The following is a 13,009-nucleotide window of genomic DNA, read 5'->3' on the forward strand; positions in this document are numbered from 1 at the left end:
TTACAGTAAAGGGAACAGTTTCTGTCATATTACATTCTTTAAACTTATTGTGTTGACTGAAAGATAAATTATGCTTTGGCAGATACAGAACTGACGAATGGTCACTCTTAAGAGTTTTTTTGTTATTGGTCAAAAGGGGTGAATGAATGCCTGCTCAAAAGACAGAATAAGGGGGAAGCTGATATTCCAAAGTTTTCAGAAAAGAGGTGAAAGCATGACTAAAAAAGGGATTCAAAATTCAAGTATTGAACAAATAAGAAATGATCATGAGACTGAAACAGCATTCAAGGCAGATGACCCTAAAAAACATGGCACAGGTTCAAAGAGGACCAAATAAGTTTTGTTTCAATGGAAAGCCTAATATCAAGATAGGGCCAATTGTTTTTGGCCTGTCATATTGATTGATAAGGAATGGGAGTGGATGATGTGACTCAAAAAAATGGAGCAGACAGACCTGATGATTATAAAAGATTTTCGGAAATCGACAAGGATTTTGATTTTAATCAAAATGGCGATCCTAAGTCAGAGACATTAGGCAAGAACGAGCAAACCAATAACAAAGAAGAAGCAAACGAAAATATGGATGTTGCAGGAAGATATTTTGAACTGTCAGATTACAAAGGAACCACTCAATTGGAACAGGGTTTGGCTGAAACGCATGAACAAGTCAGTGATGACTATTTTGAGGGAACCATCGACCAAAACTTGGACTAATAATCAAGCGGAGCTGACTCGAATGAACTTGAGTTAGTTCCGTTTTTCGTACAAAGATGAAACTGGTTCGGCAGAGGCTGCTTTCATAAAGGGGCATGCAAATAATGGGATCCTCGCTTTTGCGAAACAAAAGGAAACCGTAGCTTGATATTCTATTGAAAGAAGAGAATGCAATTCTATTTAATTTTTTTCAGTCTTCTTTGGTTTCCTTGATTTTGAATAGAGAAAAAAGGTTCAAGCTGATGCATGACTTATTCTTGAAGTATGCACTCAATATCTTTTCTCTAAAGGGAAAAATTGATAAAATTTATGCGGAAGAATGAAAAAACACGATTCGGTTGGTAGTCCGAATGCATTTTTATCATGTCAGTAACCTTCCCCTCCTCGGGATGTCCGTCATTCTTTCATCATTTAAAAGAGGGGGGAATCGTTATGAAATTAACGATTTACTACAATGGTCAGTTTTGGGTAGGAGTTATTGAGGTTGTGAAAAACGGAAAACTAAAGGCCTCTCAGCATTTGTTTGGAAAAGAGCCGAAGGATTCTGAAGTATTCGATTTTGTTAATAGACAACTCTTAAAGACTCTGTCCCAGTCTGAGCAGGAAGGAGTTCGTGTAAAGGCCCAAGATCAGAAAAAGATAAATCCGAAAAGATTGCAACGTCAGGTTTCGAAGGAATTGAAACGTGCCGGAGCATCCTTAAAGGCACAGGATGCGATGAAACAAGAGTTGGAAGCGAAGAAGCAAAGGAAAAAACAAATAACGAAAGAACAAAGAGAAAAAATAAAAGAACAAAAGTATCTCATCAGAAAGCAAAAAGCTAAAAAAAAGCATAGAGGAAAATAACTTGAAAAAGCAGGCATAGAGCCTGCTTTCTTATAAGTGAAGAATATGTTTTTACACTTTAGCGTATCTCCAATGGATAAAGTCTTTTTCTTCACGGTCCAGTTTAAACCCTAACTTCTTCAAAATATGTTGTGATCCCATATTGCCATGATCACATCTTGCCGCAATACAGTTAACATTCTCTTCGCTTAATGCCCAGTTTATTAACTTTTGAGCAGCCTCAAAACAATAACCTTTACGGCGGTGACTTTTATTTGTTGCAAAACCGATTTCAACCATGCCATCCGTATCCGGGTCACCTAAAAACCCAGTTCCTCCGACAATTTCATAATCATCCTTCTTTAAAATGATCCATGAATCAAATCCTCTTGTTCCTTTATTTTTGATTAAAATCTCGCGGAAATAAGGAATTGCTTCAAAAAAATCGGAGTTTGGCCATTCCCCATTTGTTTTATAACCCAGGTCTATAATAGCCTGATGATCCAGTTTAGATGCAGCGTCTAGAAGGTTAACATCAATCGTTTTTAATAGTAACCGATCCGTTTCAAGGAGAACCATCTCTTTAGCCTCTCTTCTATTTGATATCCATACATGTGATTCTTTTTATATTCATTTACCATGAATCGAGAATTAATTGTCCTCTCTATAACAAGTTTGTCACAATGCATATTCATTATTTTCTCTCTCTATAACGTATCCGTAATATGTGCCGCACCAGAAAAATTCATGAACTTGATAACAGAAATAAACGGATGTTAAGGAGTAAAGGGGGAGCAGAGATGGTGCCTGCTCTTTATTATGAAAAGATATTTGCGGCTAACAGGAATATGCATAAGTTTGGCGGTGAGAACAAAGCAGTAGCAGACTTCCTTAAGACATACTCATACTTTGATGCTCACTAATCGTCTTCAGCAGGCTGCGCATCGAATTTGTCATGTAAGCGTCTTTGTGCCGAATAAAGATGGTTGAGATCATGCTATATTTCTCAGGCAGCGGGTGACAATAAACCTTACCTGCGGCTGAAAGATGTGTTATGGCAGATTCGGGTACGACTGTGATTCCAAGACCAAGTGCAACACTATTTAAAATGGTCTCTAGAATGTTAAACTCCAAAATTCTTTTTGGCAGTAAACCTTCATCTTTGAGCCAATGTTCCAGCCTGGAACGATATCCGCATCCTTGATTAGACACAAGGATCGGCGTCGTCATAAAATCCTCTATTTGAAACGTTTTATTTGCTGTTACTAGAGTGAGTTTTTCAGTATTGACATCATATTGTTCGAGAATGGAATGCTTAATTGGCCCTGATATAAAAGCCCCGTCTAATTCGTGGTTAGCTACCTTCTCAATAAGCTCCTCCGTTAAACCAGCCTGCAATGATAAATCAACGTTAGGATACTTTTTATAATAGGAGGCTAAGATGGGCGGCAGTATCCTCACTGTTTCCACTGTCCCGATTTTTAATATTCCCGACGGTATATCACTATCAAGAAAGACTTGTTTTAGCTCCTCAACATCTATCAAGATTTTGTTCACGTATTCAAGCATTTTTCGGCCCTCGGGATTTAATGTTACCCCTTTTTTATGCCGATTGAAAAGAGGTGTTTTGAGTTCGTTTTCTAATTGCTTAATACGTGCTGTTACATTGGATTGTACATAGCTTAATTCCTTTGCAGCGCCGGTAATACTTTTGTGATGAGCAACGCTTTGGAAAATTTGTAAGTCTCGCAGTTCCATTTAGTATCCCTCCTTCATTTAAAATATCATTATAAATGATGTTTTTCATCATTTTTATTCATTTTACATGATGTCACCCTTCTTTTTATAATTCTCATTGTCAATACAAGAAAAGGAGGGGAATGACAATGAAAAACGGTCAATTATTCATTGGTGTCCTCACATGTTTAGTAGCAAGTATGTCGTGGGGCGCAATGTTTCCAGTTGCAGATCATGCATTAGCATTTGTTGATCCATTTTATTTTTCATCTATTCGATACGGTGTTGTAGCAGTTATCTTAGTGATTTTATTATTGGTGAGGGAGGGGAAGAAATCATTTCGTCTAGAGGGTAAAGCAAAACTGCTCGTTTTTTTTGGTGTGATGGCGTTTACTGTATACAATGTTTTTATTTTTTGGGGCCAAAGATTGATGGGGGAGTCTGGAATCATGACTGCGTCTATTGCAGAGGCGCTGATGCCAATCATTTCTATTTTTATCCTGTGGGGATATAAACATGTGAAGCCGAAAAAATATAAGATTATATCTATTATGATTGCTTTTTTTGGAGCCGCATTCGTTATTACCAAAGGTGATATGAGTTTCTTTTATACATTGAGAGATAATCTGTATTCGCTAACCTTTATTCTAATGGGGGTTGTGGGATGGGTAATCTATACAATGGGAGGACAGCTATTTCAAGAATGGTCTACACTGCGCTATTCAACATTGACAAGTTTATTTGGTACAGCTGTAACGGGTATTCTAACAGCTGCGCTCACCGCTCAAGGATACGTGTCCATACCAAGTATGAAATTGATTGCTGAAATTAAGTATGACTTATTATTTATGATTACTTTACCAGGTATCGTAGCTCTCCTTAGCTGGAACTATGGTGTGAAAATTTTATCACCCATTAACGGGATTTTATTTATTAACTTTGTTCCCATTACTACATTGTTGATCATGATGCTACAAGGATCTAAAATCACCACTTTTGATGTAGCAGGAACACTGCTTGTCATGACAGCGCTTATTCTAAATAACATTTTTCAGCGTAAGGAAGATAAAAATGATAAGCAGTCTTTAGAAAGTGAACAAACACAGTTGACTATCTCTTAAACGTTGGAGGATGCTATATGCTTGAAGGTTTATTGTTTTTCATTTCGGCTGGAATTGTCTGTGAACTAGCAGCAATTAATCGGAATGGCCGCAAAAATATAAAACAGCAGGAGGAGTTCAATCAACTTTTAAAAGAACTTCTTAATAGAGACATCAAATAAGTTTCGGTATATGACATGTTGCAGATAAATCATCTCCTTGAAACATTCAAGGAGATTTTTATAAAAAAAGCTTTGACATTCACGTTACGTCAAAGTGTACGGTTAATGTATAAGGAGGGAGAAGAAATGGAATATACCGTTCAGAAGTTAGCCAAATTAGCGGGAGTCAGCACAAGAACGCTTAGGTATTATGATGAGATTAACCTTTTAAAGCCAGCACGGATTAATTCATCAGGATACCGAATTTATGGGGAAAAAGAAATCAACGAATTACAGCACATTTTATTTTATCGAGAGTTAGGTTTCCAATTAGAGGAGATAAAAAAATTAATCTTTTCCCCATCTTTTAATCGTCATAAAGCATTAAAGGATCATCATGCAGAGCTTCTAGAAGAAAGAGCCCGGATTGATAGCCTTATCCAAAATGTAGAGAAAACAATTCATGCAGAGGAGAGAAATGAAAAGATGAGAGATGAAGAGAAATTTAAAGGATTTAAAAAAGAGCTTGTGGAAGAAAACGAGAGGAAATACGGAGCGGAAATACGCCAAAAGTATGGAGAAGAAGCGGTGGAAGAAACTAACCAAAAAGTGTTGAATATGACAAAGGAGCAATATGAAGAGCTGACCGCTACAGAAAAAGAAATGTTTGAAAAACTTAAAAAAGCATTTGAAGAAGGAGATCCAAAAAGTGAAGATGCCTTGAAAGCGGCGGAATTGCACAAAAAATGGCTTCTTTATCATTGGAGCGACTACAGCAAAGAAGCTCATGCAGGTCTAGGGGAGATGTATGTATCAGATGAGCGCTTTAAGCGATATTACGATCAACATGGTGAGGGATTAGCTGAATTTCTAAGACAGGTGATCTATGTGTATACTGGGAAAGTAAATGATTAAGCATCTAACTGATGCATGGACTTTATCGAGCGAGAACGAAAGCGAAGTTTGAAGCACGATTGAAAAAACTAGAGTCTTTCTTTGTCATGAAGGGTCAAAAAAGCTTACTAATTGTAAGCTTTTTATGATTTGTCATTTATAAATGTAAGTTACTCAATGGTAAGAATGCTTAGCCATAAAGACTAAGCATCTTCCACATCTCTTTCAAATATCATTTCAAAATAAGCAGCTGCTCCATACCCGTCTATACTAGGGGCGAAAATCTGAATAAACTTCCATCCTCTTTGAGCATAGTCACGAATGATTTGTTGGTAGTCTTCTTTGGGTCTTCTTCTCATGGTACTAAGTTCGACTCTAACGAATTCATACTCTTTCATCATGTGATACCTCCTGTAAGGTTATACGAAAGAGCGAGAGAAAAGTTCCGAAAGATGGAAAAACAAAAGGTGAAACCGAAAATAACCAATGAGGCAAGAACATTCAAGTTCGGATCATATAAACGCAGTTCTGATTGACCATACGAATATAGAGAAGATGTAAATCGCGCACCTAATCGTGGAATGCTTAGAAATCAAGTGCGCGGAGCGAGATACGCCTTGCCATATCCTTTAGATGAACTGGCGATTAAAGAAAAAAGAGGGGGAGGATCATAACGGTGCTCCTTTTATGGTATTTCAATGGGGCATGGGAAATGACATATTCTTTACCGAGCCGTGTGGCAATCGCGAATCAGCAAAAAAAGTGATAATAACACATATAAAAACGAACAGATCATCAGTATACTTATGACCGGATAGTGTTTCGCAGAGTATATGAAAAAATCCAGCTGTGAAATTTGTTTGGGGCTGGTGATGGTGTCAATGCCGTTAAGGAGCTTTGAAAATTTGGCTGTGTAATTCCAATCGAATTGATCTGAAACAAGCTCGCTTCCTTGATACCAATTGACAGCGGCTAAAAACAGAAAAGCCATGAATGAAAATCCAAGCTGAACAACTAAAACAATCCCTTTCATCGTACGCCTCCAAATCAATGAACATGAGAAAAGCAGATCATATATAACCATAATGTAGGTGGTTGGACAATTTTTTCTTTATTCCGGATTGGGATAGCTGACAATGGAAAGGATCTCAATCTGTAATATTTCATATCTTAGAATGGAGAGCCAGTATGTATTTCATTGGAGCTTTAGTTCAGACTGGGCTGGTACTTTTTTGCTCTTTCGGCTTTTGCCGCTCTCAGCTATGTGTTATTTTGGATATTGGTGCTCATATCCAGAAAGTGATGGTGTCCATGAACAAAGAAATCCTAAAATACATACTCACTATTTTTTCAATATGTGCAGCCCTCCAGGAAACCGATGATATGAGTATTGCCCATAGCTGGATTTTGACTGAAATCGTACGATTTTTGATTTGCGCGGCTGTGTTTATTATCCTGACATTTCTATTAGAGACTGTTTTCCCAAACAAAAAAGAGTCACATTAATGTGTGGCTCTTTTTGCATAAAATCATCAGATTAATAACATTACAAATGAATCAATCATCATGACAAAAAACAGCAAGCAAAAATAAATGAGTGAGTAGACAAACATATCCTTTGCCCACTTTACGTCATCGTCTGTTTTGAATCCTTGCATGCTTTTTTTGATCCATATACCTCCGAGAACTAAGGCAGTTAAAAAATAAAATGGGCTTATATGGCCGGTGCCGAGAGAAAAAGGAAATAATAGCGTAACCGGCACCAGGACTGCAATATATTGAATCATTTTTACTTTCGTTACATGATTTCCTTTTACAACAGGCAAGAGCGGGACACCCGCCGCCCGATATTCCTCTTTGCGTCTTATCCCAATAGCCCAAAAATGCGGGGGCTGCCACAGAAACATAATGGCATATAACATGACGGCGGTTACACTGATTTCTCCTGTGATGGCACAATAACCCATCAGCGGCGGAGCAGCTCCCGGAAAGCTTCCGACAAACGTGCTCCATACCGAGGCCCGTTTCACCCATACTGTATAGATGATGGCATAAAAAATAAAGGCGGCCAGTCCGAGAATTGCAGGTAAAGGGTTGAGGGAATACAGCATGGCAAGACCTGCTATTCCTAAAACAGAGCCATACGTTAAGATCAAAGCAGGCGGCATTTTTCCTGTGACTGAGGCCCTGCTGCGGGTGCGCTTCATTTTTGCATCCATATGCCGATCAAAATAGTTGTTGTAGACAGTGCCGGAGGCCATGACGAACGCGGTTCCAAGCATTGCCGTTATCATTGTCATAAAAAAAGCGAGTCCTGTTAATGGTTTTTCTGAGCCCACAAATGCGATCCAAAATCCGCCGAAGGCTGCTATCGAGTTTGATACGATAATGCCGGGTTTTGCAAGCTTTATAAAATCGTAAACGGATACCCGGTTCGAGGCTTTTATGTATTTTGTTTCAGAAATCGGAGCAGAAACTCTTGAATTCTCCAAAAATAGACGCCTCCCCCAAAACTGCATGCTTTTGTTATCGTACCAAGAGGCCATCCAGATCACAATTATTTCCTGTATTTGTCATGATATTGTCAATTTTTATACAAAAAAAGGGGAGCTGGACTGCCCCCATTCTCGGTAAACACCGCCTGCTATCTGTTGTATCCTCCATATCCGCCGCCGTATCCGCCGCCGTATCCGTACCAAGGGTAGTAAGGAGGGCGCGGGTAGTAGTAAGGCGGACGCGGATAAAACGGATAAAACGGTCTTGGGTAATAATAAGGCGGATAAAATGGCGGTCTAGGGCGCGGACGCGGGTAGTAATATGGCTGTCTTTCGTCAAAAGGTGAAACTTGCTCAAACTGATCGTAATTAACAGGAAATTCCAAGAGGGTTACCTCCCTAGCATTTTTTATTCTGTTTACCTTATTCCTGATATGAGAAATGGGTGTATGTCCATCGACCAAATTGTTTTTTTAAATTGAGTAAATCCTCAGAAAGGGATTGACAAGAACTTCTAAATCTCCTATTATTACAAAAGTGAAATAAATGTTACTTTAATGTTACAAAAATATTTCTAATTGAGTACGAATGAGCATAAAGAACATCATCTGAATCTTTTGATGGGATATAAATCGAAGTGATTACGAAAGAAGGAGTTTGTGTTGTTGGCGAGAAGAATCAAATGGTTTCAAGTATTATTAGCAGTTGTTTGTGCGGCAGGGCTTATTGGCTTTTGCCATAATACATCAAAAAAAGAAACGGTCATGAATCAAGTGAAAACCGATTCTCAGTATGGAGATGTGGAGATCGCAACGCTTGTGAATGACGGGAAAACCTTTAATTACGCGGTCAACTACCCTGTTTTTAAAAATAAAAAAATGGATGCGGCATTAAAGAGTTTCGCAGAGAAAGAGGTTCGCCAATTTCAGAAGGAAACGAAAGATGCTGACCAGGAGCATACAAAAAAGCGCAATGAACTCAACATCGATTATGAAATTGTTCATTATGCCAAGCAGACAGCGGCAGTGGTCTTTAATGAATATAAATACATAGGCGGCGCGCATGGACAAACCGTAAAAAAAACATTTAACTTTGATTTTAGCAAGGAAGCCTTTCTTTCTATTGATGATATTTTCATAAAGGACTCTGATTATTTACAAAAGCTTTCGCTGATCGCTTATCATGAGCTTAAAAAGAATAAGGACATTGCAGCGGACGACGAATTGTTAAAAGAAGGAACTGTACCGGCAAAAGAAAATTTCAGCCGTTTTGCCGTCAAGGAAGATTATATCGAGTTTTATTTTGATACATATCAAGTCGCTGCGGGCTATCTTGGAGAGCAGTCGATTGCGATTAAGAAAAATCTTTTAAAAGATATATTGAAAGAACAATATATTGATAAAGCGAAAAACAAAAATAAAATCAAAGAACAAAAACCGAAGCACGAAGTCATTTCATTACCTAAAGAAGAAACAGTTGATCCGAATAAAAAAGTCATTGCGCTTACTTTCGACGACGGCCCGAATCCTGCGACAACAAATCAGATTCTGGACTCCTTGAAGAAATATGAAGGGCATGCAACGTTTTTTGTGCTGGGCAGCAGGGTTCAATATTATCCGGAAACGTTAAAAAGAATGCTGAAAGAAGGAAATGAAGTGGGGAACCACTCATGGAGCCATCCGCTTCTCACAAGGCTTTCAGTGAAAGAGGCTGTAAAGCAGATCAATGACACGCAGGACATGATTGAAAAAATAAGCGGGTATCGTCCGATGCTTGTGCGTCCTCCATATGGCGGCATGAATGATGAACTGCGCAGCAAGCTGAAAATGGATGTCGCGTTATGGGACATTGATCCGGAAGATTGGAAAGACCGAAATAAAAATACAATTGTCAACCGAGTCATGAGCCACGCGGCTGACGGAAAGACGATTTTAATTCATGACATTTACGGCACTTCTGCTGATGCGGCCGATGAGATTATCAAAAGACTAACCGATCAAGGCTATCAATTGGTGACGGTCACTCAGCTTGAAGAGGTAAAAAAACAAAGGGAAGCTAAATAAATGTGGAAAGGCTGTTGCGGGAAATGCCCGTTGGACAGCCTTTTTTCTGTTTAATAAGAGCCTGTGGTTGCCCATACATTCAGGTTGGGGCCTGAATATTTACCGAAAGCGTAGGAGGTTCTCGGGTCTAAGTCATAGACCATAGGCGTATAACAAGATTTTTGGCCTGCCACCGCTTTGCCATTGCCGCCTGCAGAGTCACAGTTATATCTCTTTTTGTCTGTGTTCCGGGTTATTTCCGCGTTTGCTTCATAGCCTGTTGTCAAGGTGTTGTTCATCGTTATTTTTGCCCATGCCGTTTTGCATGTACTGCTGAACTTGAGCTCGACGACTCCGATGACTTGATTGTTTGCGTTCACTAAGTTAGAAGATTTTTTTGTGGCGGCGCTGGACGTACAATCATTGTAATAAGGGCTTTTTCCATCGTAGGCATGTGTTTCCGCATGAGCGGGTGCTCCCTTGATGGCAAAAATAAATACGAATGCGAACAACACCAAAGACACCTTTTTAACCATTCTTTTCATCTCTTCCTGACCTCCTTAAAATGACAAACAATAAATCATACGGAGGAAAGGCCAAAACATGCATGCTTTTTTGTGAAAGATAAAGGCGGCCGGGAGGATGGAGTTCTTGGCCGCCTGGGTGTGGAGCTAAGCTTTCAGGTCAATTTTTTGTCCGAGTGTCGGATGCTGAATCAGCTTAAGGGTTTGGTCAGCATTTTGCTGGGCAGTGTCCAGCATCTTTTTCGTTAAAGCGATATTAACATTTTGCGCCAGATTTGCTTGATGCACGGCAACTGATAATGCAGGAATATCCATTGCTACACCTCCTATGCCTTACCTATCGGCGGCCGGCTTTGATTTTATAGGGCAGAAAGGCTTAATTTTTTCTGTTGACCTTTACGCTGCGGCATACCGTATATTTTTCGTGAGGAGGGATTAGGATGAATATCGTAATAGAACAGACCTTTCAGCAATATGAAAAGCTGTTTTCGATGGAAGAACACGAAAGAGAGGACGAGTTTCGGTATACGATGATGGGACCGTTTGAAAAAATGTGGAGCGCCATACAGGTTCCCCTAAAAGCGAAGACACCAAATGGATATGATGTGATCATGGCTGTAAAGATGCTTGGTTATTTGGATGTGTGTAATGCTGAAACCGGACAGAAAGCATTAAGAAAACTGCAGCAATTGCATATTGCCGAGACTGCTGAATCTGCGCTGCAGCAGTGTATACATTTTGCCGAGCGTGAAAAGCTGCGAGTAAATGCGGAAGAAATGAGGTTCGGGCTTTACATTGCTGATCCAAGCAAGCTGAAGCTGCAAAAAGGGTATTGCGGGTTTGGGGGAATTCCAGGCTTTATTCACGTTTGGATGTATCCGAACAGCTATAACCTTCTTAGGATTTCATCGATGATTGCCCATGAATTTCACCATAATCTGCGGTTTTCGTATTTTGATTTTCACCGAGGTTCTGTGTCAGTCGGGGATTATCTTGTCATTGAAGGGCTGGCTGAGTCATTTGCGCGGGAGCTCTTTGGCGAAGAACAATTAGGCCCTTGGGTTACTCGCTTTGATCGGGACGATTTGCAATATTCCATTGAAGTCATAAAAGAGGTGATTGATGTAAAAGGCTTTTCGGAGGTGAGCCGTTACATGTTTGGAGATCAAATAGCGAAAGCGCAAGGCTTTGAGCCGGCGGGATTATCTGCTTTTGCCGGATATGCGGTTGGATATCACGCTGTTCAGTCTTTTATGAATAAACACCGGGTCGATATAAAGGAGGCCACACTCTTGGATACAGAGACGATTCTGTCTCAGTGCGGGCTGTTCTCGACATAAGAAAAAGCGTCACGTCAGCGGCGCTTTTTGATGTTTTGATGGATCAGCTCTATGAGTGTGCAGGTGACAATTCCCATCGTATAAGCTATGATATCGCTCCATAAAAATCCGTACCCCAGCACGAGGCCGCCGAGCGAAGTGTCCCTGATCCGATCGATCCACTCAGCATGGTACAGCTGGCTGCATTCAATAATAACGCAAAATAAAAGGCTGATAATGCCTGTTGTGATGGTTTTCATCGTCTGAAACAGAAAGCCGCAGCCCGTAAAAATCATTGCGGCCCACAGTGCATCTCCGAGATAGGCATTGACGATATCCGGGAGAAAACTGGAGAACGCTCTTGACCCCAGTCCCAACCCAATGATGAGGATTGTAAAGGCCGCATATATGAACCGGTTCCTTCTCATTAATGATTGATACCTCTTCCCGCATTTTTCCTCCTATGTATTGTAAGGAATCCATCCTCACTTTGTCCATAAAAAAAGCGGCTGGAGCCGCAAGTGCTTTTATCTTGCTCTTAGATTGACATGGTCGGCTGTCTGGTCTTTTCCAATGACGAAATGGAGCTCATAAGGGCCTGTATCATAGATATAGTCGATTTCATCCGTGAATGGGACGGTTAAAATTCGGTCGGCGGGGCCAATTTGATCGCTCAGCACATCCGGTGTAACCCCTCCAAGATTCAGACGGCGTTCTACTCCGGTTCCAAAGTAACGGATTTCTGAAATGGTCATGTCTTTGTTATAGGAAAAGCCGTAGCCGGGATTTCCCATATTCCAGCTGTATAGATCAAACATATTGTTTCCTCCAGCCGGTCTTTCCGGCTCTCCCATCTTGGCATGGACATCCCCTTTTGTGCTTTTGTTAATCGTAAGACCTTGTACCTGCTGCGGCATTTCACCTGTAAAAGCGGTGTTATAAAGATTTTTTACAAGCTCAGCGGATGATGAGGTTGTTTCTTCAGCAGGCGGATTTGCCTGAGCGGCAGCTTTTGCCGGAATTGCCGTACCGAAGCCAAAAACAGTGCCTGACAGTGCTGCCGCCGCTGTTAATGCGGAAATGGTTTTCTTCATGGTTATCCCTCCCTTTTTGTCTATCATGACGTTTCCCGATGTTCGTGCATTAAAACATTTGTATGCGCTCTGTATGTTTTAATCAGCACATGCAAGGGAACTGA

General features: G+C 40.2%; 18 protein-coding genes. 8 read left to right on the forward strand and 10 right to left on the reverse strand.

Annotated elements, in window-relative coordinates:
- The first annotated feature begins 214 nt into the window (after window positions 1–214).
- From NSS75_RS06765 to NSS75_RS06775, 3 genes are all read left to right on the forward strand, one after another.
- Window positions 215–337, forward strand: coding sequence for a hypothetical protein (locus tag NSS75_RS06765; RefSeq protein WP_059292995.1), 123 nt, complete (start codon window positions 215–217; stop codon window positions 335–337).
- Window positions 338–426: 89 nt separating this feature from the next.
- Entirely contained in the window at window positions 427–714 is a 288-nt protein-coding gene (locus tag NSS75_RS06770; RefSeq protein ID WP_101860788.1) for a YozQ family protein, read from the forward strand.
- Window positions 715–1,146: 432 nt separating this feature from the next.
- Window positions 1,147–1,560, forward strand: coding sequence for a YjdF family protein (locus NSS75_RS06775; RefSeq protein WP_024121003.1), 414 nt, complete (start codon window positions 1,147–1,149; stop codon window positions 1,558–1,560).
- 51 nt (window positions 1,561–1,611) lie between these two features.
- On the opposite strand, the gene NSS75_RS06780 is transcribed toward NSS75_RS06775, so the two are convergent.
- Both NSS75_RS06780 and NSS75_RS06785 read right to left on the reverse strand, forming a co-directional pair.
- A complete protein-coding gene (locus NSS75_RS06780; RefSeq protein ID WP_024121004.1) occupies window positions 1,612–2,118 on the reverse strand; it encodes a GNAT family protein in 507 nt (168 codons plus the stop codon).
- A 312-nt stretch (window positions 2,119–2,430) separates the two neighbouring features.
- Window positions 2,431–3,297, reverse strand: coding sequence for a LysR family transcriptional regulator (locus tag NSS75_RS06785; protein WP_185848066.1), 867 nt, complete (start codon window positions 3,295–3,297; stop codon window positions 2,431–2,433).
- A gap of 128 nt (window positions 3,298–3,425) precedes the next feature.
- On the opposite strand from NSS75_RS06785, the gene NSS75_RS06790 reads away from it, so the two are divergent.
- From NSS75_RS06790 to NSS75_RS06800, 3 genes are all read left to right on the forward strand, one after another.
- Window positions 3,426–4,397, forward strand: coding sequence for a DMT family transporter (locus NSS75_RS06790; protein WP_339236672.1), 972 nt, complete (start codon window positions 3,426–3,428; stop codon window positions 4,395–4,397).
- A 17-nt stretch (window positions 4,398–4,414) separates the two neighbouring features.
- Complete coding sequence (locus NSS75_RS06795) at window positions 4,415–4,558, forward strand: YrzO family protein (protein ID WP_024121008.1); 144 nt, start codon at window positions 4,415–4,417, stop codon at window positions 4,556–4,558.
- Window positions 4,559–4,684: 126 nt separating this feature from the next.
- Window positions 4,685–5,452, forward strand: coding sequence for a MerR family transcriptional regulator (locus tag NSS75_RS06800; protein WP_268508771.1), 768 nt, complete (start codon window positions 4,685–4,687; stop codon window positions 5,450–5,452).
- Window positions 5,453–5,634: 182 nt separating this feature from the next.
- On the opposite strand, the gene NSS75_RS06805 is transcribed toward NSS75_RS06800, so the two are convergent.
- The 4 genes from NSS75_RS06805 to NSS75_RS06820 all read right to left on the reverse strand — a co-directional run bounded on the left by NSS75_RS06805 (window position 5,635) and on the right by NSS75_RS06820 (window position 8,312).
- Complete coding sequence (locus tag NSS75_RS06805) at window positions 5,635–5,829, reverse strand: DUF4177 domain-containing protein (protein ID WP_024121010.1); 195 nt, start codon at window positions 5,827–5,829, stop codon at window positions 5,635–5,637.
- Between the two features lie 326 nt (window positions 5,830–6,155).
- Window positions 6,156–6,464: a YjdJ family protein gene (locus NSS75_RS06810; protein ID WP_101860785.1), complete on the reverse strand. Its 309-nt coding sequence runs from the start codon at window positions 6,462–6,464 to the stop codon at window positions 6,156–6,158.
- Between the two features lie 499 nt (window positions 6,465–6,963).
- Window positions 6,964–7,950: a heme o synthase gene (gene cyoE, locus NSS75_RS06815; protein ID WP_103671649.1), complete on the reverse strand. Its 987-nt coding sequence runs from the start codon at window positions 7,948–7,950 to the stop codon at window positions 6,964–6,966.
- Between the two features lie 125 nt (window positions 7,951–8,075).
- Window positions 8,076–8,312, reverse strand: a complete 237-nt coding sequence (locus NSS75_RS06820) for a hypothetical protein (RefSeq protein WP_024121014.1) — start codon at window positions 8,310–8,312, stop codon at window positions 8,076–8,078.
- A 276-nt stretch (window positions 8,313–8,588) separates the two neighbouring features.
- On the opposite strand from NSS75_RS06820, the gene NSS75_RS06825 reads away from it, so the two are divergent.
- Window positions 8,589–9,989: a polysaccharide deacetylase family protein gene (locus NSS75_RS06825; protein WP_339236680.1), complete on the forward strand. Its 1,401-nt coding sequence runs from the start codon at window positions 8,589–8,591 to the stop codon at window positions 9,987–9,989.
- A gap of 50 nt (window positions 9,990–10,039) precedes the next feature.
- On the opposite strand, the gene NSS75_RS06830 is transcribed toward NSS75_RS06825, so the two are convergent.
- Together NSS75_RS06830 and NSS75_RS06835 are read right to left on the reverse strand one after the other, a co-directional pair.
- Window positions 10,040–10,513: a YjfA family protein gene (locus NSS75_RS06830; protein WP_339236682.1), complete on the reverse strand. Its 474-nt coding sequence runs from the start codon at window positions 10,511–10,513 to the stop codon at window positions 10,040–10,042.
- A gap of 126 nt (window positions 10,514–10,639) precedes the next feature.
- The gene (locus NSS75_RS06835) at window positions 10,640–10,807 is read right to left on the reverse strand and encodes a YjfB family protein (protein WP_326374514.1); all 168 of its coding nucleotides are present in this window, start codon (window positions 10,805–10,807) and stop codon (window positions 10,640–10,642) included.
- Window positions 10,808–10,932: 125 nt separating this feature from the next.
- On the opposite strand from NSS75_RS06835, the gene NSS75_RS06840 reads away from it, so the two are divergent.
- Window positions 10,933–11,832 (forward strand): DUF2268 domain-containing protein, encoded by a 900-nt coding sequence (locus NSS75_RS06840; protein ID WP_106020480.1) that lies wholly within the window; start codon window positions 10,933–10,935, stop codon window positions 11,830–11,832.
- 14 nt (window positions 11,833–11,846) lie between these two features.
- On the opposite strand, the gene NSS75_RS06845 is transcribed toward NSS75_RS06840, so the two are convergent.
- Both NSS75_RS06845 and NSS75_RS06850 read right to left on the reverse strand, forming a co-directional pair.
- Entirely contained in the window at window positions 11,847–12,239 is a 393-nt protein-coding gene (locus NSS75_RS06845; RefSeq protein ID WP_268498261.1) for a DUF2809 domain-containing protein, read from the reverse strand.
- 99 nt (window positions 12,240–12,338) lie between these two features.
- Entirely contained in the window at window positions 12,339–12,905 is a 567-nt protein-coding gene (locus tag NSS75_RS06850) for a YjgB family protein (protein WP_095713527.1), read from the reverse strand.
- Between the last annotated feature and the right edge of the window lie 104 nt (window positions 12,906–13,009).

It is taken from the genome of Bacillus sp. FSL K6-1012, from assembly GCF_037964915.1.
GTDB classification, from domain to species: domain Bacteria; phylum Bacillota; class Bacilli; order Bacillales; family Bacillaceae; genus Bacillus; species Bacillus halotolerans.